General features: G+C 72.2%; 26 protein-coding genes, 1 tRNA gene, 1 other RNA gene and 1 riboswitch. Of the genes, 11 read left to right on the top strand and 17 right to left on the bottom strand.

Annotation, left to right across the window (positions count from 1 at the left end; translation table 11 throughout):
• Positions 1–7: 7 nt before the first annotated feature.
• Genes ACUYMY_RS03020 through ACUYMY_RS03010 form a run of 3 tightly spaced genes read right to left on the bottom strand, consistent with a single transcriptional unit; the run spans position 8 to position 1,037 of the window.
• The gene (locus ACUYMY_RS03020; RefSeq protein ID WP_481702163.1) at positions 8–484 is read right to left on the bottom strand and encodes a hypothetical protein; all 477 of its coding nucleotides are present in this window, start codon (positions 482–484) and stop codon (positions 8–10) included.
• 55 nt (positions 485–539) lie between these two features.
• Positions 540–776, bottom strand: coding sequence for a hypothetical protein (locus tag ACUYMY_RS03015; RefSeq protein ID WP_481702162.1), 237 nt, complete (start codon positions 774–776; stop codon positions 540–542).
• A 24-nt stretch (positions 777–800) separates the two neighbouring features.
• Complete coding sequence (locus tag ACUYMY_RS03010; RefSeq protein WP_481702161.1) at positions 801–1,037, bottom strand: hypothetical protein; 237 nt, start codon at positions 1,035–1,037, stop codon at positions 801–803.
• Between the two features lie 208 nt (positions 1,038–1,245).
• A riboswitch (glycine riboswitch) is annotated at positions 1,246–1,343 on the bottom strand.
• A 158-nt stretch (positions 1,344–1,501) separates the two neighbouring features.
• Between ACUYMY_RS03010 and ACUYMY_RS03005 the strand changes: the two genes are divergently transcribed.
• Positions 1,502–2,143, top strand: a complete 642-nt coding sequence (locus ACUYMY_RS03005; protein WP_481702160.1) for a TetR/AcrR family transcriptional regulator — start codon at positions 1,502–1,504, stop codon at positions 2,141–2,143.
• Positions 2,144–2,166: 23 nt separating this feature from the next.
• Here the strand turns inward: ACUYMY_RS03005 and ACUYMY_RS03000 are convergent, their stop codons facing one another.
• Positions 2,167–2,805 (bottom strand): LytR C-terminal domain-containing protein, encoded by a 639-nt coding sequence (locus ACUYMY_RS03000; RefSeq protein WP_481702159.1) that lies wholly within the window; start codon positions 2,803–2,805, stop codon positions 2,167–2,169.
• A 7-nt stretch (positions 2,806–2,812) separates the two neighbouring features.
• Entirely contained in the window at positions 2,813–3,112 is a 300-nt protein-coding gene (locus ACUYMY_RS02995; RefSeq protein ID WP_481702158.1) for a type II toxin-antitoxin system VapB family antitoxin, read from the bottom strand.
• A gap of 95 nt (positions 3,113–3,207) precedes the next feature.
• Here ACUYMY_RS02995 and ACUYMY_RS02990 point away from each other — a divergent pair, with 95 nt between their 5' ends.
• The gene (locus ACUYMY_RS02990) at positions 3,208–4,098 is read left to right on the top strand and encodes a Cof-type HAD-IIB family hydrolase (RefSeq protein WP_481702157.1); all 891 of its coding nucleotides are present in this window, start codon (positions 3,208–3,210) and stop codon (positions 4,096–4,098) included.
• Positions 4,099–4,128: 30 nt separating this feature from the next.
• On the opposite strand, the gene ACUYMY_RS02985 is transcribed toward ACUYMY_RS02990, so the two are convergent.
• A complete protein-coding gene (locus tag ACUYMY_RS02985) occupies positions 4,129–4,650 on the bottom strand; it encodes a DUF4188 domain-containing protein (protein ID WP_481702156.1) in 522 nt (173 codons plus the stop codon).
• 79 nt (positions 4,651–4,729) lie between these two features.
• Here ACUYMY_RS02985 and ACUYMY_RS02980 point away from each other — a divergent pair, with 79 nt between their 5' ends.
• Entirely contained in the window at positions 4,730–5,326 is a 597-nt protein-coding gene (locus ACUYMY_RS02980) for a TetR/AcrR family transcriptional regulator (protein WP_481702155.1), read from the top strand.
• On the opposite strand, the gene ACUYMY_RS02975 is transcribed toward ACUYMY_RS02980, so the two are convergent.
• The 3 genes from ACUYMY_RS02975 to ACUYMY_RS02965 all read right to left on the bottom strand — a co-directional run bounded on the left by ACUYMY_RS02975 (position 5,323) and on the right by ACUYMY_RS02965 (position 7,656).
• On the bottom strand, positions 5,323–5,823 hold the full coding sequence (locus ACUYMY_RS02975; RefSeq protein ID WP_481702154.1) for a glutathione peroxidase: 501 nt from the start codon (positions 5,821–5,823) through the stop codon (positions 5,323–5,325). The genes ACUYMY_RS02980 and ACUYMY_RS02975 overlap by 4 nt on opposite strands.
• Before the next feature lie 84 nt (positions 5,824–5,907).
• Positions 5,908–7,251 carry a M23 family metallopeptidase gene (locus ACUYMY_RS02970; protein ID WP_481702153.1) on the bottom strand — a complete coding sequence of 448 codons (1,344 nt, stop codon included), beginning with the start codon at positions 7,249–7,251 and terminating at the stop codon, positions 5,908–5,910.
• Between the two features lie 319 nt (positions 7,252–7,570).
• Positions 7,571–7,656: transfer RNA gene (locus ACUYMY_RS02965), tRNA-Ser, on the bottom strand.
• Positions 7,657–7,788: 132 nt separating this feature from the next.
• Between ACUYMY_RS02965 and ffs the strand changes: the two genes are divergently transcribed.
• The 4 genes from ffs to ACUYMY_RS02945 all read left to right on the top strand — a co-directional run bounded on the left by ffs (position 7,789) and on the right by ACUYMY_RS02945 (position 12,702).
• Positions 7,789–7,885: signal recognition particle sRNA small type (ffs, locus tag ACUYMY_RS02960), an RNA gene on the top strand.
• Positions 7,886–7,956: 71 nt separating this feature from the next.
• Positions 7,957–10,944, top strand: a complete 2,988-nt coding sequence (locus tag ACUYMY_RS02955) for a DNA polymerase III subunit gamma and tau (protein ID WP_481702152.1) — start codon at positions 7,957–7,959, stop codon at positions 10,942–10,944.
• A 25-nt stretch (positions 10,945–10,969) separates the two neighbouring features.
• Positions 10,970–11,569, top strand: coding sequence for a recombination mediator RecR (gene recR, locus ACUYMY_RS02950; RefSeq protein WP_481702151.1), 600 nt, complete (start codon positions 10,970–10,972; stop codon positions 11,567–11,569).
• 80 nt (positions 11,570–11,649) lie between these two features.
• Positions 11,650–12,702, top strand: coding sequence for an isopenicillin N synthase family dioxygenase (locus ACUYMY_RS02945; RefSeq protein WP_481702150.1), 1,053 nt, complete (start codon positions 11,650–11,652; stop codon positions 12,700–12,702).
• A gap of 18 nt (positions 12,703–12,720) precedes the next feature.
• Here ACUYMY_RS02945 and ACUYMY_RS02940 read toward each other — a convergent pair whose 3' ends face one another.
• From ACUYMY_RS02940 to ACUYMY_RS02930, 3 genes are read right to left on the bottom strand one after another with little or no spacing between them, the layout of a single operon-like run.
• Positions 12,721–13,869, bottom strand: a complete 1,149-nt coding sequence (locus tag ACUYMY_RS02940; RefSeq protein ID WP_481702149.1) for an ABC transporter permease — start codon at positions 13,867–13,869, stop codon at positions 12,721–12,723.
• On the bottom strand, positions 13,866–14,870 hold the full coding sequence (locus tag ACUYMY_RS02935) for an ABC transporter ATP-binding protein (protein ID WP_481702148.1): 1,005 nt from the start codon (positions 14,868–14,870) through the stop codon (positions 13,866–13,868). Before ACUYMY_RS02935 ends, ACUYMY_RS02940 begins: the two co-directional genes overlap by 4 nt.
• Positions 14,863–16,038, bottom strand: a complete 1,176-nt coding sequence (locus tag ACUYMY_RS02930; RefSeq protein ID WP_481702147.1) for a hypothetical protein — start codon at positions 16,036–16,038, stop codon at positions 14,863–14,865. Before ACUYMY_RS02930 ends, ACUYMY_RS02935 begins: the two co-directional genes overlap by 8 nt.
• Before the next feature lie 160 nt (positions 16,039–16,198).
• Between ACUYMY_RS02930 and ACUYMY_RS02925 the strand changes: the two genes are divergently transcribed.
• On the top strand, positions 16,199–17,512 hold the full coding sequence (locus ACUYMY_RS02925; RefSeq protein WP_481702146.1) for an aspartate kinase: 1,314 nt from the start codon (positions 16,199–16,201) through the stop codon (positions 17,510–17,512).
• A 161-nt stretch (positions 17,513–17,673) separates the two neighbouring features.
• Here ACUYMY_RS02925 and ACUYMY_RS02920 read toward each other — a convergent pair whose 3' ends face one another.
• Positions 17,674–17,871 (bottom strand): hypothetical protein, encoded by a 198-nt coding sequence (locus ACUYMY_RS02920; protein ID WP_481702145.1) that lies wholly within the window; start codon positions 17,869–17,871, stop codon positions 17,674–17,676.
• Between the two features lie 131 nt (positions 17,872–18,002).
• Positions 18,003–18,227 carry a hypothetical protein gene (locus tag ACUYMY_RS02915; protein ID WP_481702144.1) on the bottom strand — a complete coding sequence of 75 codons (225 nt, stop codon included), beginning with the start codon at positions 18,225–18,227 and terminating at the stop codon, positions 18,003–18,005.
• A gap of 93 nt (positions 18,228–18,320) precedes the next feature.
• On the opposite strand from ACUYMY_RS02915, the gene ACUYMY_RS02910 reads away from it, so the two are divergent.
• Both ACUYMY_RS02910 and ACUYMY_RS02905 read left to right on the top strand, forming a co-directional pair.
• Positions 18,321–18,782, top strand: a complete 462-nt coding sequence (locus ACUYMY_RS02910; protein WP_481702143.1) for a MarR family winged helix-turn-helix transcriptional regulator — start codon at positions 18,321–18,323, stop codon at positions 18,780–18,782.
• Positions 18,783–18,942: 160 nt separating this feature from the next.
• Positions 18,943–19,449 carry an SSI family serine proteinase inhibitor gene (locus ACUYMY_RS02905; RefSeq protein WP_481702142.1) on the top strand — a complete coding sequence of 169 codons (507 nt, stop codon included), beginning with the start codon at positions 18,943–18,945 and terminating at the stop codon, positions 19,447–19,449.
• A 126-nt stretch (positions 19,450–19,575) separates the two neighbouring features.
• Here the strand turns inward: ACUYMY_RS02905 and ACUYMY_RS02900 are convergent, their stop codons facing one another.
• Entirely contained in the window at positions 19,576–21,219 is a 1,644-nt protein-coding gene (locus ACUYMY_RS02900) for an alkaline phosphatase D family protein (protein ID WP_481702141.1), read from the bottom strand.
• Between the two features lie 93 nt (positions 21,220–21,312).
• Here ACUYMY_RS02900 and ACUYMY_RS02895 point away from each other — a divergent pair, with 93 nt between their 5' ends.
• Positions 21,313–22,251: a 3-methyladenine DNA glycosylase gene (locus ACUYMY_RS02895; RefSeq protein WP_481702140.1), complete on the top strand. Its 939-nt coding sequence runs from the start codon at positions 21,313–21,315 to the stop codon at positions 22,249–22,251.
• Between the two features lie 461 nt (positions 22,252–22,712).
• Here the strand turns inward: ACUYMY_RS02895 and ACUYMY_RS02890 are convergent, their stop codons facing one another.
• Entirely contained in the window at positions 22,713–23,006 is a 294-nt protein-coding gene (locus ACUYMY_RS02890; protein ID WP_481702139.1) for a DUF1540 domain-containing protein, read from the bottom strand.
• A 109-nt stretch (positions 23,007–23,115) separates the two neighbouring features.
• Complete coding sequence (locus ACUYMY_RS02885) at positions 23,116–23,535, bottom strand: YchJ family protein (protein ID WP_481702138.1); 420 nt, start codon at positions 23,533–23,535, stop codon at positions 23,116–23,118.
• Positions 23,536–23,612 lie beyond the last annotated feature (77 nt).

Below are 23,612 nucleotides of genomic sequence, written 5' to 3'. Positions count from 1 at the left end.
GAGCCGCTCACGGCAGGATCGTGAGCGGCACCTCCCGGGCCGCACACGAGGCCAGGACGACGGCGCCGGGCCGCCCCGCCATCGTGCCCGCCGCCCGCCCGACGCGGTTGTTCCTCCCCGTGTCGTCGCACCAGTCGAGGCCGTACGGGTATGCCGACACGTGGCCGGGACCCGGCACCGCACCCGCGGGAACGACGACCTCGAGGCGGAACCCGCCGGCGTCGCGCATGGGGGCGAGCTCCCGCACGAGGGTCCGACCCTGGGCGTCGACCAAGGTGACCTCGATCCGCGCGCCGCCGCCGTAGCGGGGGTCGCACGTCGCGTCGGGGGCCGATACCGTCACGCGCTGCCCCGCGGCGGCCCTGTCCGGCGTCACGGTGTACTCCGGCGGGAAGCATGGCGGGGCGGATGGCTGGCCGGCACATGACGTGAGGCCCGCGGCGGCCAGCGCGATGATCAATCCAGTCGCCCTGAGCTGGAGCACGTGCCCAGCGTAGCCACGGGACACACCGCGAGGTAGATCGCGGCCTGCGGCCTCCTCAGCCGATGCTGTTGAACGTGAAGAGGTGGATCCCCGCAAGCTCCGCGCGTGCCGCCTCGAGCTCCGCCACGAGCCCCTCCGGCGAGTAGGTCCCGCCGCTCAGGAGCCGGCGGGCCAGGGGCCCCTTGCGGCTGAGGAACGTCAGCGACTGGCCGACGCCGATCTTGGCCGCGAGCGCGACGAGCCGCGCCCGTGGCACACGGCCCGCCACGCCCGCCCACACGGGCAGGTCCACGCCTTCACCGCGAAGGAGCGCCACCTAGTCCGTGATCGCGGCGGCGGAGAAGCACATCTGGGTGACGACGCTCGAGGCGAGGTGCTGCTTGGCCAGGAGCGCGTCGAGGAGCTCGGCGCCCGTGCGGTCGGGGTGCCCCTCGGGATAGCCGGCGACGCCGATGGCGAACACCTCGGTGATTCCCGCGGCCTCGAAGTCCGCGATCATCCGGGCGAGGCGGGGGCGCTCGCCGATGCTGCGGGCGGCGAGGTGCGGAACCACCCGGTAGCCGAGGTCGGCGAGGCGGAGCGATGTGTCCGAGGTCGGCTCGATCCCATGGTGCGGCAGGCACGCGACCGTGAGGGCCGAGCTCGGGGACGGCGGCCGCGACCTTCGCGACGACGCCCTCGGTCGGGACGGAGTTTCCGCGGACCTGCTGGCGTCCGCTTGCACCGTCGGTGAGCCCTGGTGGGCTGCTTTCCAGAGGTGCCTCACCGCGGCGGTACGCGGGCCTGAGAGATTCCTGGGGAGGATTTGCTCCTACGGCACCCGCTGGCCGCGCCGGCGGGACTCTCCCGCCCCGGATCATCGGCGTCTTCAGTTGTGCTAGCGGCCGCGGCGGCCGCATCCGTTCAGTGTCTCGGACGCCCCAGCAGTGTCAAAGGATCCGCCCTTGACGTATGCCGTCACGGCGACATGCGGCGCCATGACGGGTGTTTACTGACACACCGACATAAAATGTGAACATGCCCCGCATACAGGCCGAGTCCAATGCAGCACAGCGCGCGCTCACGCAGCGCCGGATCCTGGACGCCTTCGGCGAGCTGCTCTTCACGCGCGGACTCCCCGGCCTGACCATGACCGACGTCGCCCGTCAGGCTGGCGTCGGGCGCACCGCCGTCTACAACTACTACGCGGACATGGAGGAGCTCCTCATCGGGTACGCACTCGACGAGACGGGCCGCTTCCTCGCCGACCTCAAGGCCGAGCTCAGCAGCCTCGAGAACCCGATCGACCGGCTCGCCGTCTACATCCGGGCCCAGGTCGAGGACCTCTCCCGCCGCCACCTCCCCCCGGGGCCGGCGATGCGGGCGGTGCTCTCGCCGTCGTCCTTCGCCAAGCTCGGCGACCACGTCGGCGAGCTCAACGCCCTGCTGACGCAGATCCTGCTCGACGCGATGGCCGAGGGCTACCTGCCGCAGGCGGACGTCGAGGAGCTCGTCCGCCTCGTCCACGGCTCGCTCACCGCGAGCGCGGACCGCGGGCGCGGCGAGGATGGCGCGGCGGACGACGACGATGCCGAGCGCCGCACGGCGGCCACCGTGCGCTTCATCCAGCTCGGCGTGGGCGCGCGCTTCGATGCCGAGGGCAGGCCCGTGCGCCGCTGAGCGCGGGCAGGGCCGGATCCGGCTCAGCGCACGGGTTTCGTTGCCGTATGGGTCGGGGCGGTGCAGGAGATCGTGCCCGGCGTCTGGTCGACGAGTCCCGGGTCCGCGAGGGCCTCGTAGCCGGGCCCGAGGATGAGGTCCACGCTCGCGTCGCCGCGCTCGTCCCGAACGAAGACGCTTCCGGGGACGTTGCGCTGGAGGGTGAAGGCCGCAGGCTCCCCCGCGAAGCCGCCCCGGATCACGGCGGTCGCCTCGGTCAAGTAGCGCTCGTTGCCCACGTTCCCCACGGCGAACTTCCGCTCGATGAGCTGATCGGCGACCTCCCGCGCGAGCCCCTCCCGCCCGGCCGCGTTGAGCACGTTGACGCTGACCTGCTCGGGCGGGAGGTAGTCGTAGGTGCCCGTGGGGCAGGGCGCGAGGCTCGGGGCCTCGGCCGCGTCTGGCAGGCGGATGAGGCCGGTGATGACGGCCAGGGCCGTCCCCGCCGCGGCCACCACGATGAGGGCCAGCAGGATGATCACGGCTCGGTGGCGGAGGTGGCGCCACATGCGGGGGCGGTCCTCGGCTGCCGGCTCCTCGTCGGGGAACTTCGAGCGGAGCTCCTTCCAGGAGACCACGCGGTGGCCGTGATGGACGCTCAGGTCCTTGGGCTTGCGGGACATGCAGGCCTCACTGGTCGAGATCGAGGACGCGGGCGTGGATCGCGGTGCGCTGGTGGAGGGCCGTACGGACGGCGCGGTGCAGCCCGTCCTCGAGGTAGAGCACTCCCCGGTACTGGACCACATGCGGGAAGAGGTCGCCGAAGAAGGTCGAGTCCTCAGCCAGGAGCGCCTCGAGGTCGAGCGTGCGCTTCGTCGTCACGAGCTCGTCGAGCCGGACCGGCCGGGGCGGGAGGGACGCCCAGTCCTTGGGCGAGCTGTAGCCATGCTCCGGGTACGGACGTCCCTCGCCCACCGCTTTGAAGATCACCTGACAAGATTATTCCCGGCCGCGGCTCGCGTCAGTGCCTCCCTCGATGCCCCGCGCATTGTGGCCAAACGGTTACTCGCTGCCAGAATGGGGCCATGAACGCCAGCCCCGCCTTCGCCCTGCTGCTCGACGTCGACGGCCCGATCGCGAGCCCGGTGACCCGGGACGTGAAGCCCGAGATCATCGAGCTCCTGGGCGAGCTGGGCAGCGCGGGCATCCCGATCATCTTCAACACTGGCCGCTCGGACACGTTCATCCGCGAGCAGGTCATGAAGCCCATGCTCGCCGCCGGGATGCCCGAGGGCGTCACGGTCCACGCGATCTGCGAGAAGGGCGCGACGTGGTTCTCGTTCTCCGCACGCGGCCCGGGCATGGTCCACGTGGACCACGATCTCGCGGTCCCGACCTCCTACGCGGACGACATCCGCGCCCTCGTGGCCGAGCGCTACGCGGGACACATGTTCTTCGACGAGACGAAGCGGGCCATGGTCTCGGTCGAGCAGCTCGTCGAGGTCGCCAACTCCGACTACCGCGAGGAGCAGCAGCGCTTCGACACCGACGCGATGGCCGTCATGGCGCGGCACGATCTCGGCGTCGTGCGCCTGGACCACCACGTGCCCGGAAGCGACGACACGGTGGACTACCGCGTGGACCCCACCATCATCTCGACGGACATCGAGTCCGTCCGGCTCGGCAAGGACCTCGGCGCGAGCCGCGCGTGCGAGCTGCTCGGCCGGGACGGGATCGTGCCCGTGGCCTGGTACACCGTCGGGGACTCCCGCACGGACTACGCCATGGCGGACTGGCTGCACCACAACGACCACCTCGTCAGCCACGTGGACGTCCGCCCGGCGGACGGCGTCCCGGACAAGCCGTACGAGGTGCTCACCGCCGCATACCTCGGCCTCGACGATGACGTGATCCACGACGACGCCGGGCTCGCGTTCCTGCGCCGCTGGCGGGATTCCCTCGCCCTCGCGGACTGAGCGGACGACGGCGCCCGGCCGGGTCCGGCGTCAGCCCTCGGCGCGGGCCTGGGCCTCCTTCAGGGCGCGGGCGCCGGCGGCATGCTGGCGCTGCCTGGCCGTGGCCGTCCCCGGGCCCACGGGGACGTGCCCCGTCGCCCGCGCGAGGCCGAACCGCGGCATCCCGCTGTAGATCGTCTCGATCCCGGCGGCCGGCACCTGGTACGTCTCGTGCCACACCCCGACGTCGCCTGTGCCGGCGACCGTCTTCGTGAAGCGGCGCCACGGCTCGAGGTGGGGCGCCTCCCGGTCTGCCGCGAAGCGCATGAGGTGCTCGGCGCTCTCCCAGTAGCTCACGAGCAGCGTGGTGCGCCCGAACCACTGGTGGAACCCGAGCATTCCCGCCTCCGGCTGCGTGGCGAGATACCGGAGCATGCGCGGCATCGCCGAGGCCACGCGCATCACCGTCCCGAGCTTCCACCACCTGTTGGCGCGCATCCCGATGAGGAACACGGTCACGGAATCGCGCCCCGGCTCTGCTGTGAAGCGCCCCGGGAAGACCTCTTGTTCCACAGCCCCTCCTTCTTGCCCTCCCGCCGTTACCGGTTTCCGTAACGCTGTTACAAAACGATGTTACGGATAGGCTGAGGGCATGGCAAGACCCGTTGTGCACGACAGCGCCCTCCGCGACCGCCTCCTCGAAGTCACCGCCGAGCTCGTGGACCGGGACGGCCCCGCACGGCTCGCGCTCCGGGACGTCGCCCGGCAGGCAGGGACCTCGACGACAGCCGTCTACTCGCTCTTCGGCGGCAAGGCAGAGCTCGTGAGCGCAGTGCTGGATGCCGGGTTCGCCTCGTTCGCGGCGTCCCAGCGCGCGGCGTCCGATGGCGGGCTGCGCGCCTTGGGCGCGGCCTACCGCGAGTGGGCGGTGGCGCACCCAGCGCTCTACCGGCTCATGTTCGGCGGCGCACTGGCGCTGTCAGAGGGGTGCTCGCCGACGCCGGAGATCGCTGACAGCGCCATTGCGCCGCTGCACGCCGCCGTCGCCGATGGCCAGCGTGAGGGGCGGGTCCGCCCTGGCCCCGTCCCCGAGATCGCCCTCGTCATCTGGGCGCAGGTCCATGGCCTCGTGAGCCTCGAGCTGAGCCAGATGGCCCCTCCGGGCGTCGACTGGGCTGCCGGGTTCGAGGCGGCGCTCGACGCCGTCGGGCGGGCGTGGGCGGCGACCCCCGGGAGCAGTGGGCGCTAGACGCCCGCGGGCTCGGGAAGAAGGGCCTCGATGGCCGCGCGCAGCTCGGGGGCCTCGGGCTCGACCGACGAGCGGAAGCGGCCCACCGTCTCGCCCTCCGCGCTCACGAGGAACTTCTCGAAGTTCCACGCGACCTTCTCGCCGCGCTCGTCCCCCGCAGGGAACCGCGTGAGGGCCGCGTAGAGCGGGTGCTGGTTCTTGCCCCGAACGTTGGCCTTGGCGGCGAGCGGGAAGCTGACACCGAAGTTCAGACGGCAGAACTCCTCGATGTCCGCGTCCGTCCCGGGCTCCTGGCCCGCGAACTGGTTGCACGGCACGCCCAGGATCACGAGGCCGCGGTCGCGGTACTGGCGGTAGAGGGCCTCGAGCCCGTCGTACTGACGCGTGTAGCCGCACTTGGAGGCGACGTTCACCACGAGGACGGCGCTCCCGGCGAACCGGCCGAACGTCGTCTCGGTGCCGTCGTTGAGGGTCAGGGCGATCTCGTGCAGGCGCATCCGGCCAGTCTAGGCCCGCCGGCGGAGCCGCACACACCAGCGGGGCCGGCCGGGATGCTCCCGGCCGGCCCCGCTCGAGGGTGCCTACGACGCCGGCGCGGCGGCAGTCGGGTCGACGACAGCCGGGGCGGGCTCCGCGGGGACGGCGGTCGGGTCGGCGGTGACCGTCGACGGCGCGGCGATGACCACCGGCGCAGGGGCCGGAGCCGGTGCGGGCGCGACAGCCACGACCGGGGCCGGCTCGTACACCGGCGCGGGCGCAGGGGCCGGCTCGTACACCGGCGCGGGCGCAGGGGCCGGCTCGTACACCGGGACCGGCTCGAGAACCGGCGCGGGGGCCGGCTCGGGCGCGGGGGCAGGAGCGGGCTCAGGCGCCGGTTCAGGCGCAGGAGCCGGAGCCGGAGCAGGCGCAGGAGCCGGCGCGGGTTCAGGTGCGGGAGCCGGCTCAGGCGCGGGTTCAGGTGCGGGAGCCGGCGCGGATTCGGGTGCGGGAGCCGGAGCCGGAGCAGGCGCCGGAGCCGGCGCAGGAGCCGGCGCAGGAGCCGGAGCGGGAGCCGGCGCCGGAGCAGGCGCGGTGCTCTGCCTGGTGTATGGCCTCGTCAACGGCGCAGCCGCCGGCGGGCCGACGGGGGTCGGATCGAAAAGCTGCGGGGCTGCCGGCGGCTGCCAGGTGGGGATGACGACCTCGTCGTCGAGCGGCTGGGCCGCCCGAGCCGGGATGGCCCAGCTCTGGCGCTCGTTCGTCGCGACGCCGTCCCTGGGCGTGTAGTCCGTGACTTCGAGCGGCTCGTCGAGGAGAGCCTCTTTCGGGATCGGGATGAACTCAAAGGTTCCCGGATCGACATGCTCGTCGTCACGAATCGTCTCGAAATGCAGGTGGCAGCCTGTCGAGGAGCCAGTGGAGCCCACGACGCCGATGACCTGCCCGGGCTTGATCACGTCGCCCTTCTCCACGGCGATGCCCTGCATGTGGTTGTAGGTCGTGATGAGGCCGTTGCCGTGGTCGATCTCGACACGGTTCCCACCGCCCCACGGATGCCAGCCCGCGGCCCGTACCTCGCCGGCGTCGGCCGCGTAGACGCGCTCGCCGCACGGGGCGGCATAGTCCTGTCCCCAGTGGAACTCGCCCGCCTCGCCCGTGATCGGGTTCGTGCGGTAGCCGAAGACCGAGCCGGGGGTGAAGGATTCAAGCGGCGTGTAAAGACTCCCAGCCTCGGGCCGCTTGAGGTCTGTCGACTCTGCGGCGACGGGCGTCGCTGTCGCCTCCGAGGTATCCGGGCTGGCCGTTACGGTGCGGACGTCGCTCCGGTAGAAGGCCACCGCGGCGTCGGGGTCCGCGGTGATCGACCGGATGTCGCCAGCGAAGGCGGGCATGGCCGTGAGGGCAGTAGTGCCCAGGGCGGTGAAGAGAGTTGCTGCTGCCCTCACCCGGGCTCGCCGGAGTTTGGCGGGTGTGGCGCGGTGCATAGCGCGGTGCATGATCGGACTGCCCCCATCGGTCATGGCGCCGCAGGCACGGCGCATCAATCGGATTTAATTGGTCCGCGCACCCAGCCTGCGCAATGCGATAATTCTCACGTCCTCGGCAGCGGCTTGAACACCCCTTTTCCGCCAAGTCACGTACTCGTCAGAGGCAAACAAGTAGTCCTCGAAGGCGAAGCCACGTAGTCGTCGGAGGAGACCACGTACACATCGGGAGCGACAAGAAAAAAGACACCCCCGGTCATGGACCGAGGGTGTCTGCGCGCGGAGGATGGGGGATTTGAACCCCCGAGGGCTGTTAACCCAACACGCGTTCCAGGCGTGCGCCATAGGCCGCTAGGCGAATCCTCCAGGCTTGCTCGTTCAGAGCAGACTCCAGAATACCCGACCCTAGCGCGTGGACCGAATCGGCGGTCTCAGGCCCCGAAATCCGGGCCTTCTGCGCCAGTGACAGGGCACCCGGATGCGTCGGGTAGACTGTTCCCCGGCCCCTCATGTGGCGTCATCCTGCTGAACTCCCCCAGGACCGGAAGGTAGCAAGGGTAGGTGGGCTCTGGCGGGTGCATGAGGGGTCCTTTCGTTCCCCCGGCCGGCAGCCGGCGCCTGTGGATAACTGGGCTCGGCCCCTGGCGAGATTGGTAGGGTTTCCCTGTGAGTTCTCCCGCTGCCCTCTACCGCCGGTATCGGCCGGACACGTTCAAAGACGTGATCGGGCAGGAGCACGTCACCGAGCCGCTCATGACGGCGCTCCGCAAGGACCGGGTCAACCACGCCTACCTCTTCTCGGGCCCCCGCGGCTGCGGCAAGACCACCTCCGCGCGCATCCTCGCCCGCTGCCTCAACTGCGAGCAGGGCCCGACGCCGGATCCGTGCGGCGTGTGCCCGAGCTGCGTGGAGCTGGCGCGCGGCGGCGCCGGCTCACTCGACGTCATCGAGATCGACGCGGCGAGCCACGGCGGCGTCGACGATGCCCGCGACCTCCGCGAGCGCGCGACGTTCGCCCCCGTGCGGGACCGGTACAAGATCTTCATCATCGACGAGGCCCACATGGTCACGTCGGCGGGCTTCAACGCGCTCCTGAAGATCGTCGAGGAGCCGCCGGAGCACATCAAGTTCATCTTCGCAACGACGGAGCCGGACAAGGTCATCGGTACCATCCGGTCCCGCACGCACCACTACCCCTTCCGGCTCGTCCCGCCCGAGCCCCTGCTTGCCTACCTCGAGCAGCTGTGCGCGGCCGAGAGCGTGCCGGTCGCCCCGGGTGTCCTCTCCCTCGTGGTCCGTGCGGGAGGCGGCTCGGTGCGCGACTCGCTCTCCGTCCTCGACCAGCTCATGGCGGGTGCAGGTCCCGACGGGCTCGACTACGAGCTGGCCGTCGCACTCTTGGGCTACACGCACGCGGCCCTGCTCGACGACGTCGTCGATGCCGTTGCGGCGGGCGATTCCGGCACGGTGTTCCGCGCCGTCGACCGCGTGATCCAGACCGGCCACGACCCGCGCCGCTTCGTCGAGGACCTGCTCGAGCGATTCCGCGACCTCATCATCGTCCAGGCCCTGCCTGACGCCGCCGAGTCGATCCTGCGCGGCGTCCCGGCCGACCAGCTCGCGCGCATGCGCGTCCAGGCCCAGAACCTCGGCGCGGCCGAGCTGTCCCGGGCCGCCGACGTCACGAACGAGGCCTTCAACGAGATGACCGGCGCGACCTCGCCCCGGCTGCACCTCGAGCTCCTGTGCGCCCGGCTCATGCTCCCGGGCGCGGAGGCGACCGAGCGCGGCTGGGCGGCCCGCGTCGACCGGCTCGAGCGCCGTCTCGCGTTCGCGCACGACGGCGGGGAATCGCCTGCCGCGGTAACGGCACCGGAGCCGGGACCGAAGGAAGCCGGCGCGCACCCGCGTCCGGAGGTTCGAGCCGCGGTTGCCCCGGTTGTGGCTCAGGCCTCCCAGCCGGCCACGGCGGACGGTCGGACCGAACCGCCCGCGGTCGTTGAGCGGACCGATTCCCAGCCGGAGCGTGGGGTAGATGCCCCCATCTTGGCGCCGCAGGCCCCCACCCCGGCGGCACAGGCCCCCACCTCGGCGCAGCAGGCAGGCGGGGGCGCCGGCAGCGTAGAGATGTTCCGCCGGGCGTGGCCCGAGATCCTCGACACGCTCGCGAAGGTCAAGCGCAGCACGTGGGCACTCGTGGGCCCGAACGCCTCGGTGGCGGGCTTCGACGGTCGCACCCTGGCTCTCGCGTTCGGCACGTCGGGCCTGGCCTCGGCGTTCATGCGCAGCGACCACGCCGACAACCTGCGCCGCGCGATCCAGCAGGTCCTCGGAGTGGACTGCCAGATCGACGCCGTGACCGGAGGCAACGGGCCCGGCGTCGCCCCGTCCGCGGCGGCGAGGGGTGGCGGCTCCCCAAAAGCACCGGCTGACCCGGGTCGGGGCACACCTGTGCCCGCGCCCGAGTCGCCTGCTGCCGAGTCACGCGGCGCGACGCCCGAGGCGGCCCAGCCGACGACGGGTCGACCCGCGGAGGCCCAGCCCGGCACCGCGGGGGCGGGCAACGAAGCCTCCGGTGCGTCTGCCAACAGCACGCGCTCCAGCACTCCCGAGGGCAGCCCGGCCTCAACACCGGCAGCGGCTAGCGCACCCCCGACGCCCTCCGAGGCAGACATCGCGTGGGGCCTCGCCCCGGCACCGGCCCAGAGCCCGGCGCCCAGCCAGAACCCAGCGACGATCCCGAGCCCGGGGCGGATTCAGACGGCGGGGCCTGCCCAGAGTGCGGCTGCCAGGCCCGCCGCCCCGTCCCCGAGCGCCGACCCGTCCCCGAGCACTGCCCCAGCCCCGAGCACTGTCCCTCCGGCCGCTGTCCCCTCCAGCCCCCCGAGTCCCGCCCAGGCCAGCCCGTACGACGACATCCCGTACTCGGACGAGGAGCCGCCCAGCGAGTGGGACGAGCCGTACCCCGAGGACGACGGCTATGCGCCTGCCCGCGGGGCATCCCGTCCGGCGCAGGCGCCCTCCCGGCCCGCGGCCGCCTCCGGCTCCCCCGGCCCAGCGCCCGAGACGGACGCCTCCTCGCCCACGTCGTCCCCCACGACGGCGGACCCCTGGTCCTACGCGAGAGAGTCCTCGCCCGGCGTCTGGAGCGTCGGCTCCGAGACCAACGTCCGGACGGAGGGCGGCCCTGCCGCCGCAACGTCAGCGGCACCCGTCCCGTCAGGCACCCCCGCGGGTGCCGGCTCGTCGCACACGTCGCCCGGCACGGGCATCGCGCCCGCGCCCTCGGCGCCTCAGGCATCGGCCCCCGGCCCGACGCCGTCGTCCGCGACCGCCTACGCGCCGGCGGCGGCGCAGCTGCCCCGGAACGGGAGCTCCGCGACCCATGCAGCGTCGAACGGCGGCTCCCCCAACGGCGCCTCCGAGGGCGGCCGCCGGCTGAGCATGTACGAGAGGCTGAGCCGGTCCGCGGCCGAGCGTGGGACGCAGGAACAGCCGCAGGCCCCGCAGGCCTACGTCGAGGACGTCCCGAGCGCGGACGACGAGGCGATCGAGGTCTCGAGCCTCTTCGGGCGGGCGGCCGTCGAGCGCATCCTCGGCGGGAAGCTCATCGAGGAGCGGGCCCTGGACGGGACTGTCATCGCTCCGCGCTAGCTACAGAGGGCTGTAGCGTAGAGGAGTGTATGAAGGCGCAGTCCAAGACCTGATCGACGAACTCGGCCGGCTCCCCGGCATCGGCCCCAAGTCGGCCCAGAGGCTCGCCTTCCACATCCTCGAGGCGGACAAGGACGACATGCTTCGCCTGGCGGCCGCCATCACCGGGGTCAAGGAGCGCGTCAAGTTCTGCCAGATCTGCGGCAACGTCTCGGAGCAGGACACGTGCTCGATCTGCCGCGACCCGCGTCGGGACGCGAGCGTGATCTGTGTCGTCGAGGAGTCAAAGGACGTCCTCGCCGTCGAGCGCACGAGGGCCTACCGCGGCCGCTACCACGTGCTCGGCGGGGCCATCAACCCCATCGCCGGGATCGGGCCGGACCAGCTGCGCATCCGGGAGCTGCTCACGCGGCTCAACGACGACGCCGTCACCGAGATCATCATCGCCACGAACCCCAACCTCGAGGGCGAGGCGACCTCGACGTACCTCGCGCGGATGCTCAAGACCATCGGCGTCACGGTCACGCGCCTCGCCTCGGGCCTGCCGGTCGGCGGGGACCTCGAGTATGCGGACGAGGTCACCCTCGGCCGGGCCTTCGAGGGGCGCCGCAGCGCGATCAGCTGATCGAGGCCGCCGCGTCGAGTCTCGGACTCGAGCGGGCGAGGGCATGACGGTCGCGGCCCAGACGGAGCATGCTAGGAGGCATGAGCACCGCGCGCACCTCCATCCCGGTCCTCGACCTCTCCGCCGCGAAGGCGGCGGACGGATCCTTCGCCCCGGGCTTCCTCGACGCCCTGCGGGACGCCGCGCACAGCGTCGGCTTCTTCCAGGTCACCGGCTACGGGGCGCGGCACGGGCAGGAGCAGGAGCTCCTGGACACCGTGGCCGAGTTCTTCCGCCTCCCGCTCGAGGACCGGCTCGCGCTCGACAACCGCAACTCCCCGCAGTTCCGCGGCTATACGCGGCTCGGCACCGAGATCACGCGCGGGCGGGCGGACGCGCGCGAGCAGATCGACTTCGGGCCCGAGCTCGATCCGCTCCCGGACGTGCCAGCCGACAGGCCCTATCTCCGGCTCCAGGGGCACAACCAGTGGCCCGCCGGCTTCCCGGCCCTCGAGAAGGCCGCGATGGAGTGGGCCGACCTGATGTGCCACGTGGGCGCCGAGCTCCTCTCCGCGATCGCCGTCTCGATCGGCCTGCCTGCGGACCACTTCGACGAGCCCTTCGCGGGCACGCCGGCCTGGATGGGCAAGCTCGTCCACTACGTGGGCACCGGGGTCGTCCCGGAGGCGGGCGAGCAGGGCGTGGGCCTGCACGCGGACTACGGCTTCGTCACGCTCCTCCTCCAGGACGCCGTGGGCGGCCTCGAGGTCAAGCCCTACGGGCAGGAGACGTGGATTGAGGTCCCGCCCATCCCGGAGGCGCTCGTCGTGAACCTCGGCGAGATGCTCGAGGTCGCGACAGACGGCTACCTCATGGCCACGATCCACCGGGTCACGGCCCCGCGAGCGGGCGTGGACCGCTACTCGGTGCCGTTCTTCTGGTCGCCGCGGCTCGACGCCGTGATCGAGAAGGTCGAGCTCCCGCCCGCCCTCGCCGCCGACGCCCGCGGCGTCTCCGACGACCCTGAGAACCCGATGCTCGCCTCCTACGGCGCGAACGTGCTCAAGGGCTGGCTGCGCGCGCACCCGGAGACGGCGCGGATCCACTACCCCGAGCTCGTCGGGCAGGCGGGCGGGGGCGGCGCGGCGGGGTAGACCCCCTCAGAGGCGGGCTCAGGCTACGCGCGTGCCCTTGGCCAGGCGGCGCGCGGGGGTCACGAGCCGCCCGCGCGCGGCGGCGAACAGCCCGCCGGCGAGGACGATCTGGAGCCCGAGCCCGAGCGGCCACAGCGGCGTTGTCTGCACGAGGTACGAGGGCTTGGGCTCCCCGTTCGCGCACGGGTAGACGGCGTCCGGTCCCGCGAGCGCGGCCCGAGCGCCCTGGCTGATCGACTCGATCGCGCCCTGCGGGTATGGATTCGTCTGGCCCCTGCGGTCCGGGTACGGGATGGCGTCCGCGACCACGACGTACGGGTTCATCGCGAGGAACCACGCGACGCGCTCGGTCCGGACCACCTCCCGCTGGGTGAGCGGCCCGCTGCACGTGTACCCCGGGGACGCCGGGTCTGGGATGTGCTGGGCAGGGGTGCTCTCGAGGTACGACGGCGTGTTGGCCCGGATCGTGCCTCGGGCGAGGGACGCGCCGAACCCGAACGCGATGAGCGTCCCGACGACGAGCAGCGCCACGAGCAGGTAGGTCACGACGATCGAGAACAGCGGCCTGCCGGCGAGCGCCGAGACGCCGACGCCGATCGAGCACACGACGGCGAGCTCGACCGCGAGCATGAGCAGCGAGACCGCAATCGTGGCCGGCGACATCCCGCCGAGGGCCACGCCGATCCCGAGGAAGGGCGCCGCGGCCGCGAGGAAGGCCAGGGCCGCGACCCACGCGGCGGCGAGCTTCCCGGCGAGGATCTGGCCCGGGCTCAGGAGCGTGGCCTGGACGACGGCGAGCGTGCCCTGCGCCCGGTCCCCGTTGACCGCGTTCGCGGACAGGGCCGGGGCCACGATGAGCGCGAGGAACAGCACGAACGCGAGCACGACCTCGAAGATCATGCTGCCCGGGCCGGCCGATTCCGGCGGCAGGTCGGGGACCACGCCGTCCGGCGAGGTGACGGAGCGGTTCAGCTCCTGCTGCGCCTTCCAGCTCGCCCAGGTCAGCCAGGTCACGAGCCCAATCACGACGAACCACACCGCGAGCATGATGTACCAGCCGCGCGAGCGCAGCCGCTGCTTCGCCTCGAGCACGACGACGTCCCACACGCCGCGCAGCCACGCCCCCACGCCTGCCCGCTCCCGGGCGCCGGCCACGTGTGCGCTCATCGCCGCTCGACCCCCATCTGCAGGTACGCCTCCTCGAGCGCCCCACCGGCGGGGGCGAACGCCGTCACGGCGACGCCTCCGGCGACGAGGTCGCGCAGGAGGCGCGCGGCGTCGTCCTCGGTGGCGAGCACGATGCTCAGCCACGGCCGCCGCCCCTGCTCGTCGGCGAAGGCGACGCCGAGCTCGGCCAAGCGCATCCGCGCTGCGCCGAGGTCGAGGGCGTGCAGCGCGTAGCGGCGGCCGCCGGACGTGTCGTCGACGCGCTGGTGCCTGACCGTGCGCCCGGCGCTGACGAACACGGCCGAGTCGGCGACCTCGTCGAGCTCGCTCAGCACGTGGGACGAGACGAGGATCGTCGTCCCCTCGGCCGCGAGGCTGCGCAGGAGCCGGCGCAGCTCGACGCGCGAGGCGGGGTCGAGGCCAGCGGCGGGCTCGTCGAGGAGGAGGGTCGTGGGGCGGTGGATGAGCGCCCGGGCGAGGCTCAGGCGCTGCTGCTGCCCGCGGGAGAGCACTCGCGCGGGCTGGTCGGCGAGCTCGCCGAGGTGCACGAGCTCGAGGAGCTCGGCGGCGCGGGCCGAGGCGTCGGCGGAGGGCAGGCGGTAGAAGCGGCCGATCTGGACGAGGATCTCGCGGGCCGTGAGGGACTCCCACACCCCGAGCGTGTCCGGCATCCAGCCCACGCGCCGGCGCACCTGGGCACGGTCCCCCATCGGATCGAAGCCGTCGATCCGGAGGCTGCCGGCGTCCGGCGCGAGCAGCGACGCGAGCATGAGCAGGAGCGTCGTCTTGCCCGCGCCGTTCGGCCCGATCAGGGCCGTGACCTGCCCGGGCGGCGCGTCGAAGTCCATGTCGACCACGGCCTGCACGGGGCCGAAGCTGCGCGCGACGCCCCGCACCTCGATCCCGGCCGCTGGCGCCCTGCGCCCCGGTGCGGCGCCAGGCTCGGCCAGCGCGCCGCCGTCGTCCGTGCCGTTGTCCGCCGGGGCGGGTTCATCACTCACGGCAGCTTCCCCCTGGATCCTGCGCCTGACGTCCTGCGCCCACCCTACTGCGCCTGGCCCGCCCGCGCAGGGCCCCGATGCCCACGAGGACGGCGGCCGTGGCGGCGAGCTGCGTGTGGCCGAGCACGTCGAGGGGCGCCGGCGTGCCGGGACTCGTGCTGTGCCCCTCGAGGCAGGGCTCCCACGCGGACGGGCCAACGGCGGCGGCCTTGTACGCATCCGCCGTCCACGCCACGACCGAGCCCCGCGGCATGGCGTCCCCGGTGGCCGCCACGGCCACGAGGACGGGGTTGGCGGCGGCCAGCCAGACCACCATCTCGGGCCGCTGCCCCGTGTACGGGGTCAGCTCGAAGTCGGTGCACTCGTAGGAGACGAGCATCCCGTCGGCGTCCCGCTCGACGTTCACAGCGTAGTGCCGGGCGATCGTGTCCTCGGTCGTGGGCAGGAGCCAGGCCGCGGCGGCCGCGTTCCCCGCGCCCAGCCACAGGACCGCGGCCGCCGCAGCGGCCCAGGACCAGGCCCGATGCACGACGGCGGCCCGCACCCCGGTGCCGACCGCGGCCAGCAGCGCCGCGGTCCACGCGCCGGAGGCAGCCGACGCCGCGACGAGCGGCCCGTAAGCCCCGAGGGCGGCGCCGGCCAGCGCGTGCACGGCGGCCGCGGCGGCGCCGACGAGCAGCCCGCGGCCGACGATCCGGGCGAGGGCCGCATGGGCCGTGGCGTGCCGCGGCCGCAGCGGGGCCGCGACGCCTGTCAGGAGCGCCCACGGGCACACGGCGAGCGGGAGGGCCCAGAGCGCGAGCACGGGCAGTGCCTCGGCGACGGCCACCTTGGGGTCGCGCCAGGGCTCGGTGTAGTCGGCCGCGGCGAGGAGCAGGGCGTGGAGCGGCCCGATGACGGTCCCGACGGCCACCGCGACCGAGACGGCGAGCCCCAGCCACCAGCCGGGGGTCCGGGCGAGGGAGACGAGCTCGCGGCGGGCCCGCGAGAGGACGGCGAGAGAGTGCCATCGCAGCGCCGCGCCGCGCTCGAGGCGCCGGGAGCCGCGCTCGGGGGGCACGCCGTCGGCCATCACGGCTCCCGCGGGCGCGAACCGCCCCACGGCGCCGAGGTCCTCGGCGGCCGGGTCGGGTCGGCGGGCCCCCTCCGGGGCGCGCGCTGGTTCCATGTCCTAGCTCCACTCTGGCCCCAGCAGCCGTACAACCATCCTAGGTCCGGGGCTCTGGGCGGGCACCGGGCGGACGTCACGATTTCATCGGCGCCCCCTGCCGGACGGTAGAATGGCGGGGACCATCCCTGAAGTCTTCGAGCCCTGTGAGCGTGCCCGCATGTCGATGCCCCTCGAATTGCCCACCCGGCAGCTGATCGTCCAGAAGTTCGGCGGCTCCTCCGTCGCGGACGCTGCGGGCATCAAGCGGGTGGCGCAGCGCGTGGTGGACAACCAGCGCGCCGGCCACGAGGTCGTCGTCGTGGTCTCCGCGATGGGCGACACGACGGACGAGCTGCTCGACCTCTCGGCCGAGATCACGGACAGCGCCCCCGCGCGCGAGATGGACATGCTCCTTTCCGCGGGCGAGCGCATCTCGATGGCCCTGCTCGCGATGGCGATCAACCAGCTCGGCTCCAGGGCGCAGTCCTTCACGGGCTCGCAGGCCGGCATGATCACGGACGGCATCCACGGCAAGGCGCGCATCATCGACGTCGACCCGCACCGCGTCCGCACCGCCCTCGACAAGGGCAACATCGCGATCGTCGCAGGCTTCCAGGGCATGAGCCGCGAGAGCAACGACATCACGACGCTCGGCCGCGGCGGGTCGGACACGACCGCCGTCGCCCTCGCCGCCGCGCTCGACGCGGACGTGTGCGAGATCTACACCGACGTCGACGGCGTCTACACCGCGGACCCTCGCGTCGTCCCGGCCGCGAAGAAGATCGACCGCATCTCGAGCGAGGAGATGCTCGAGCTCGCCGCCTCCGGCGCCAAGATCCTCCACCTGCGCTGCGTCGAGTACGCGCGCCGCTTCGGAGTGCCGCTGCACGTGCGCTCGTCGTTCAGCCAGCATGAGGGGACGTGGGTGCTGCCCAGCCCCGAGGACAAGACCACCGTCAGCGAGGGAGTCGCTTTGGAACAGCCCATCATCTCCGGCGTCGCGCACGATCGCTCCGAGGCCAAGGTCACCGTCGTCGGCGTCCCGGACACCCCGGGCAAGGCCGCGGAGATCTTCCAGGTGATCGCGGACGCCCACTCGAACATCGACATGATCGTGCAGAACGTCTCGACGCACGGCCGCGGCTCGACGGACATCTCCTTCACCCTGCCGATCGTCGAGGGCGCCGACGCCCTCGATGCGCTCAAGTCCGCCCAGGACCGCATCGGCTTCGAGAGCATCGAGTACAACGCCGAGATCGGCAAGCTCTCGCTCATCGGCGCCGGCATGCGCTCGCACCCGGGCGTCTCCGCGACGTTCTTCAAGGCCCTCGCCGACGCCGGGATCAACATCGACATGATCTCGACCTCGGAGATCCGCATCTCGGTCGTGACCCGCGCCGACCTGCTCGACGACGCCGTCCGCGCGATCCACTCGGCCTTCGAGCTCGACGCCGAGACCGAGGCGACCGTCTACGGCGGGACGGGCCGGTGACCGCGGTTTAGAGCCCGCATCGCGGCGCCCGCTCGGCGCCCGCCGCGCACGACGACGGCCGGTGGCCTTCCGCAGGGGAGGTCGCCGGCCGTTGTGGTTCAGTGGGACTGCTGGTTCGGTGGGACTGGCTGGTTCAGCGGGGGTGTTTCGGAGGGGACGCTTCAGTGGTGCGTCCTTGGAGGCTTCTCGTCCTTGCGGACGGCGTAGTGGTGTCCGTCGGAGTCGGTGACAACCTCGAAGGTCGTGAGCTCGATATCCGAGGCATCCTCATAGGCGTCGTGCTTGTGCAGGACCGGCGCGTTGGGATCCGACCTGGCCGCCGGTCCCCAGATCGCAGCAGCCCTTCCGGTTGCGCGCATGAACGTCTCGAGCACTCCTCTGCGCGTGCGGGGCATCCTTCTTCACCCCCTTTCCGGTAGGCGTCATTGTACGCCCGGAGGTGATGCGGGTCTCAGGGTGGAGGCGCCCCGATCGGCAGGCTCCGCGACGATCAGCGCAGCGACTGGTCGCCCGGGTCCTTCGGGACGACGTAGGTGCTGCCGTCAGGCCTCGTGACCGTGACCCACTGCTGGGTCTCGGCCTCGCGCTGGGCGAGCAGTGCGCGGTTCGTCTCGGTCATCTCATGGGTGAGGGAGCTGCGGTGTGCCGGGCCGAAGATCGCCCGGAGCTTCCCCGTCACGTTCATGAACTTGTGGGTGAAGCTCTCCCCGGCCATGGCAGGTCCTTTCCTCGGCGCGAATCGACAACCAGTCGCACAAACCATAGTACCCTGATGATTAGTGCACTAATGAATCGCGAAAGGGGTGCCATGGCCGCCCAGGATGAGGACCTCCTGCTCGAGAGGCAGCTGTGCTTCGCGCTGAGCGTCGCGAGCCGCAGCGTCGTGGGCGCCTACCGGCCGGTCCTCGAGAAGCTCGGGCTCACGCACCCCCAGTACCTCGTCATGCTCGCGCTGTGGGAGCGCAGTCCCCGCACCGTCCGGGACATCAGCGAGGCGCTGCTGCTTGAACCGGCCACAGTCACGCCCCTGCTCAAGCGGCTCGAAGAGGCCGGGTTCGTGACCCGGACCCGGCAGCCGGGCAACGAGCGGGCCCTCGACGTCGCCCTCACCCCCCGCGGGGCGGCCCTGCGCCGACAGGCGCTCGACGTGCCGGGGACCATGATGACCCGGCTCAATATCTCCCGCGAGGAGGCCGTCGAGCTGCACGGGTCGATGATGCGGCTCATCGCCGCGGCCCAGGCCAGCCGCACGGCGGACGCCCTCCCCTAGATCCGGGGTCACCTCCCTGCCTTGCGGGGTCACCTCCCAGCGATGCGGGGTCACCTCCCAACGATGCGGGGTCACCTCCCAACGATGCGGGGTCACCTCCCAACGATGCGGGGTCACCTCCTAGAGTTGAGTTGTGCCGCCTGACCAGCCAGGAGGAAGCATGCAACTCCATGCCCGCGCGCTGATGCTCGCCACAACGGTGCTCGGTCTGCTGACGGCCTGCGCGCTCGGGCCCTCGACCCCCGGTCCCATTGGCCCCACACCATCCACGCCGAGCCCCTCCAGTTCCACGCCTTCCACCTCGGGGCAGTCGAGCGGCACCCAGGGCGGGCAGATGGCGGACCTCGAGGTCGTCGTCGTCCCTGCCCCAGGCGAGCCCGAGCACCGCTGGACGCTGCGCTGCTCGGGTTCCACGCCACTGCCGGAGAGCACGCATCCGACCGCCGCCGCGGCATGCGCGCTCGTCGACGCGAGGCGGGACGTGCTCGCGCCGCCGGTCCAGAACCGGCTCTGCACGCAGCAGTACGGCGGACCGGACGTCGCGACGGTCACGGGGACACTCGATGGCGCCCACGTGGACCGCCGGTTCACCCGCACCGACGGCTGCCAGATCGCCGACTGGAACGCGGCTGAGGCGCTCATCGGACCGCCGAGCGGCGTCGTCTGACCCCGCATCCTAGGGACGTGACCCCGCAACGCTGAGACGTGACCCCGCATCCTAGGGACGTGACCCCGCAACGCTGAGAGGTGACCCCGCAACGCTGGTGGATCCGGGGGCACGCCCCACTGCCCCTCACCTCTCGGGCGTCAGCACCTTCGAGAAGACGGTCTCGCCGAGCGCGTTGCGCAGGCTCACGGCGAAGGTGTCGCCGCCGTCGATCTCCACGTGCCCGAAGAACTGGCTCTTGCCGTCGCGCGGGGACTGGTTGGCGCGCACGCCGGCCTTCGCGAAGACGACCTCGGGCCCAAACGTCAGGTCCATCGCGTTGGGCCCGAAGGAGCCCGCGTTGATGGGCCCGGCCACGAATTCCCAGAACGGGTCGAAGTCCCGGAACGCGGCGCGCTGGGGCGAGTAGTGGTGCGCGGCGCAGTAGTGCACGTCCGCCGTGAGCCACACGATGTTCTTGACCCCGGCGTCCTTGAAGGCCTTGAGCACTCGGGCGAGCTCGAGCTCGCGGCCGAGCGGGGCGCCGTCGTTCCGGTTCGCGATGGACTCCTGTGCGGCACCGTCCGGCACGACGATGCCCAGCGGGAGGTCCGCGAGGATCACCTTCCAGGTCGCCTTCGAGCGCGTGACCTCGCGGATGAGCCACTGGACCTGCTCCTCGCCAAGCAGCGGGGTCGCCGTCGGTTCGAGGCCGGCGGTATTCTCGCCCTTCGACGAGCGCATGTCGAGCGCGAAGAGGTCCAGCTGAGGCCCGCGCGGGACGTGGCGGTAGATGCGCGCAGGCTCGAACCCCGTGATCCCCGGCGCCATGGCCCGGCGGTCCGCGATGGGCTGGTACTCCTGCCAGGCCTGACGCCCGCGCGCCGCGAGCGTGTCGACGCTGCGAACCGTGTAGCGCGGGTCCTCGATGACCTCGCCGTGCCACCAGTTGTTGTGCGTCTCGTGGTCGTCCCACTGCGCGATGACGGGGACCTCGGCGTAGAACGCGCGGACGTTGCGGTCCATGAGGTTGTAGCGGTGCCGGCCGCGGAACTCGTCGAGCGTCTCGGCAACCTTGGCGACCTCGGGCGTGACGAGGTTGCGCCACACCTGCCCGTCCGGCTCGGTGACCGAGGCCTGGATGGGGTTGTCGGCATAGACCGTATCGCCGGAGTGCACGAAGAAGTCCGGACGCGTCGCGTGCATCGCCGCGTAGGCGAACATGCCACCGATCTCCTCGTTGATCCCCCAGCCCTGGCCCGCCGTGTCGCCGGTCCACACGAAGCTCTGCCCGCGGGGGACCTCGTGGCCGAGCGCGGCGGTGCGGCCCGCGGCGTCCGCGCCCGCCGGCGTCGTGAAGGAGCCCTGGGCCGCCTCGCCGAGGTTCCCCTCCGGGTCCTCGAACTGGAGCGCGAGCTGGAAGCGGGTCCCCGAGGGGAGCTGGTCGGCGGCGATCTTGGCGGTGAAGTCCGTGTCCGCGCTGGCCCACGAGCCGCGCAGCGTGCGCTCGAACGCCCCCTTGCCGCGCAGAATGGCGCCGTCCGCGTCGACGGCGCGGAGCGTCGCGACGAGGCGGCCGGGACCCGACGCGCGGGACCACAGGACGGCGGAGTCGGTCGTGACGTCGCCGGTCTGGATGCCGGACGGGAGGGTGAGGCGGCTGCGTACGAGCGGCGCCGCGGGCACCGAGGTGGCGGCCGACGCCGGCCCCGCGGCGGCGGCGGTCAAGGCACCGGCGGCGCCGGTGGCGAGGGCTCCGAGGACGAGGGAACGACGTGAGATGTCAGTCATGTCCCCGACTGTCGCGCGCCGAGCTGACGGGGCAGTGACGCCGGGGTGAATTCAGCCCGGCGCCGCCGTGCCGCTTTCGGGGATAATCGATGGGTGCCCTCCCCCGCTCCCGCGCCGCCCGCCGTCGTCCTGTTCCAGGACGAGTGGCTCCCGCGCGCCCGGGCGCACGCTGAGCGGGTCGCGGCGTTCGCCGAGCCGTTCGTGGCGCGGCGCAACGCGGGGAGGAAGCACCCCGTCGAAGACTTCCTCTTCACGTACTACACGCACAAGCCGGGGCAGCTCGGGCGCTGGCACCCGGGTGCGGGGATCGCGCTCGCCGGGGACGCCGCCGTCGAGCGCCTGGGCTGGAAGCACTACCGCGCGCTGACCGACGCCGAGCGGGAGGCGGCGCAGATAGCGCCCGGCGCGCCCGCCGTCGTGCTCGACGTGCCCGCCTACGCCGCCGAGCGCGAGGAGACGCTCCGCTTCTGCGGGGTCATCCTGCGCGGGACCGCGGCGCGGCCGGCGCAGTTCGGCTGCTTCGGGCTGCACGAGTGGGCGATGGTGTACCGCTCGGAGAAGTTCGGGATCCGGCACGAGTACCTGCCCCTGCGGCTCGGGGCCGAGGGGACGGACCGAGTCGTGGAGGAGCACCGGATCCGCTGCACGCACTTCGACGCGTTCCGCTTCTACACGCCGGACGCCGCGCCGCGCAACGAGCTCCAGCCCACCCGCGCGACCCAGCGCGAGCTCGAGCAGCCCGGCTGCCTGCACGCGAACATGGACCTGTACAAGTGGGCGTACAAGCTCGGCCCCGCCGTCCCGAGCGAGCTGCTCATGGACTGCTTCGAGCTGGCCTGGCGCGTGCGGACCATGGACATGCAGGCCTCCCCTTACGACCTCTCGGAGTGGGGCTACGCGCCCATCCCCATCGAGACGGCCGCCGGCAAGGCCGAGTACGTCGAGGCCCAGCGCGGCTTCGCCGCCGAGGCCACCGTGCTGCGGGAGCGGCTGACGACGGCGCTCGCGCCCCTCGAGGCCGCCCTCGCCTGAGCGCCCGCTCCCCCGGGGGAATGGCCCAGAGGTTCCGTCGCCAGGCAGGGCTGACCCCGCATCCTTGGGAGGTGACCCCGCAACGTTGAGACGTGACCCCGGATCGTTGAGACGTGACCCCGCAACGCTGGGACGTGACCCCGGATCGTTGAGACGTGACCCCGCAACGCTGGGACGGGACCCCGCAAGGGTGGAGGGGTGAGCATGCAGGAGAGGGGCGCACCGCTTGCGGTGCGCCCCTCCTATGGCATCTGTAGTTGTTTTGTACTACCGGCCCCTGGGGGCGGGACCGTCGGCAGCCGAGGCCTAGTCCTGCCGCGGTGTCCCCGTGTCCGTGCGCTGCGCTGCCCGTGCCTCCCTGTCCTCTTTGATCTTTCTCAGGACCATGCGCGCGAGCCCTGCAGCGACGGCCACCGCCATGATGAACGGCAGCGCCGTCTGGGGCCTGCGCGCCACGAGGGCTACCGGTGCTCGTAGGTGAGGCAGTCGGCGGCGTCGGCGCCGGGGCCGACCCTCACGTCATGCGCGTTGCACATGAGGTGGTCGTTGTGGATGCACTCGTTGCGCTGGCACGCGCCGACGTGCGCGAGGACCTTGGGCAGGCCACCGAGCGACGACGTGTCGATGAAGGTCCCGCAGCTCGCGTGGTCCTGGCCGCCCGCGACGGTGATCGCGAAGGCGTTGCACTCGTGCTCGTGGTTGAAGGCGCAGTTGTCGACAGTACAGCCGGAAACTTCGGTCACATGCATCGTCATGGTTCCTCCTCAAGCCGGTGGGACGTGGTCAGGAATTTACTCCCCTCCGGGCCCGAAAGCGCCGGCGGAATAGCGCACTTTTTCCGTGCGGTTTCCGCCCCGCCCTCCGTCATTCGGCGATGTCCCCGTCGAGGTAGAACCACTGCCCGCCCTCGCGCACGAAGCGCGAGTGCTCGCGCAGGACGCCCCGCTCGCCGTCGGGTGCCTGGGTGTAGTGGGCGGCGAAGTCCACGGTGCCGTGCGCGTCGAAGGGGCCGCCCGCCGTCGTGCGAACGACGTCGAGGCGTCGCCATCGCGTCGAGCCGTCCAGCTCGAGCGTGGCCGGCCTCGTCGACGCGTGCCACGTCGCGAGCAGATATCGGGTCAGCTCCGGGCCGCCGATCGCGTAGGCGCTGTAGCGCGAGCGCATGAGCGCCTCGGCCGTCGGCGCCGGGGCGGGGCCCACGTGGAACCGGCCGCAGCACGCGGCGTAGGTGTCGCCGCTGCCGCAGGGGCAGCGGGAGTCTGGATCGGGGGTACCGGGGTGCATGCGGGCCATGGTAAGCGGCTGGCGTAGAATCGGGTTGCAAGCCCCAGTGCTTGCCCAACCACCCCCAAGCACAGGAG

Source organism: Sinomonas sp. T428B (genome assembly GCF_056780155.1).
Note: the sequence above shows the minus strand (reverse complement) of the source record. Positions and strands in the feature narration are given on the sequence as shown.

Bases quoted from the DNA above. Each gene is read 5' to 3' on its own strand.
- ACUYMY_RS02910 (WP_481702143.1), top strand. From the start codon at position 18,321: ATGGCCGCCCAGGATGAGGACCTCCTGCTCGAGAGGCAGCTGTGCTTC.
- ACUYMY_RS02905 (WP_481702142.1), top strand. From the start codon at position 18,943: ATGCAACTCCATGCCCGCGCGCTGATGCTCGCCACAACGGTGCTCGGT.
- ACUYMY_RS02945 (WP_481702150.1), top strand. From the start codon at position 11,650: ATGAGCACCGCGCGCACCTCCATCCCGGTCCTCGACCTCTCCGCCGCG.
- ACUYMY_RS02900 (WP_481702141.1), bottom strand. From the start codon at position 21,219: ATGACTGACATCTCACGTCGTTCCCTCGTCCTCGGAGCCCTCGCCACC.
- ACUYMY_RS02885 (WP_481702138.1), bottom strand. From the start codon at position 23,535: ATGCACCCCGGTACCCCCGATCCAGACTCCCGCTGCCCCTGCGGCAGC.
- ACUYMY_RS02925 (WP_481702146.1), top strand. From the start codon at position 16,199: ATGTCGATGCCCCTCGAATTGCCCACCCGGCAGCTGATCGTCCAGAAG.
- ACUYMY_RS02980 (WP_481702155.1), top strand. From the start codon at position 4,730: ATGGCAAGACCCGTTGTGCACGACAGCGCCCTCCGCGACCGCCTCCTC.
- ACUYMY_RS02975 (WP_481702154.1), bottom strand. From the start codon at position 5,823: ATGCGCCTGCACGAGATCGCCCTGACCCTCAACGACGGCACCGAGACG.
- ACUYMY_RS03005 (WP_481702160.1), top strand. From the start codon at position 1,502: ATGCCCCGCATACAGGCCGAGTCCAATGCAGCACAGCGCGCGCTCACG.
- ACUYMY_RS02890 (WP_481702139.1), bottom strand. From the start codon at position 23,006: ATGACGATGCATGTGACCGAAGTTTCCGGCTGTACTGTCGACAACTGC.
- ACUYMY_RS02940 (WP_481702149.1), bottom strand. From the start codon at position 13,869: ATGAGCGCACACGTGGCCGGCGCCCGGGAGCGGGCAGGCGTGGGGGCG.
- ACUYMY_RS02990 (WP_481702157.1), top strand. From the start codon at position 3,208: ATGAACGCCAGCCCCGCCTTCGCCCTGCTGCTCGACGTCGACGGCCCG.
- ACUYMY_RS02930 (WP_481702147.1), bottom strand. From the start codon at position 16,038: ATGGAACCAGCGCGCGCCCCGGAGGGGGCCCGCCGACCCGACCCGGCC.
- ACUYMY_RS03000 (WP_481702159.1), bottom strand. From the start codon at position 2,805: ATGTCCCGCAAGCCCAAGGACCTGAGCGTCCATCACGGCCACCGCGTG.
- ACUYMY_RS02920 (WP_481702145.1), bottom strand. From the start codon at position 17,871: ATGCGCGCAACCGGAAGGGCTGCTGCGATCTGGGGACCGGCGGCCAGG.
- ACUYMY_RS02915 (WP_481702144.1), bottom strand. From the start codon at position 18,227: ATGGCCGGGGAGAGCTTCACCCACAAGTTCATGAACGTGACGGGGAAG.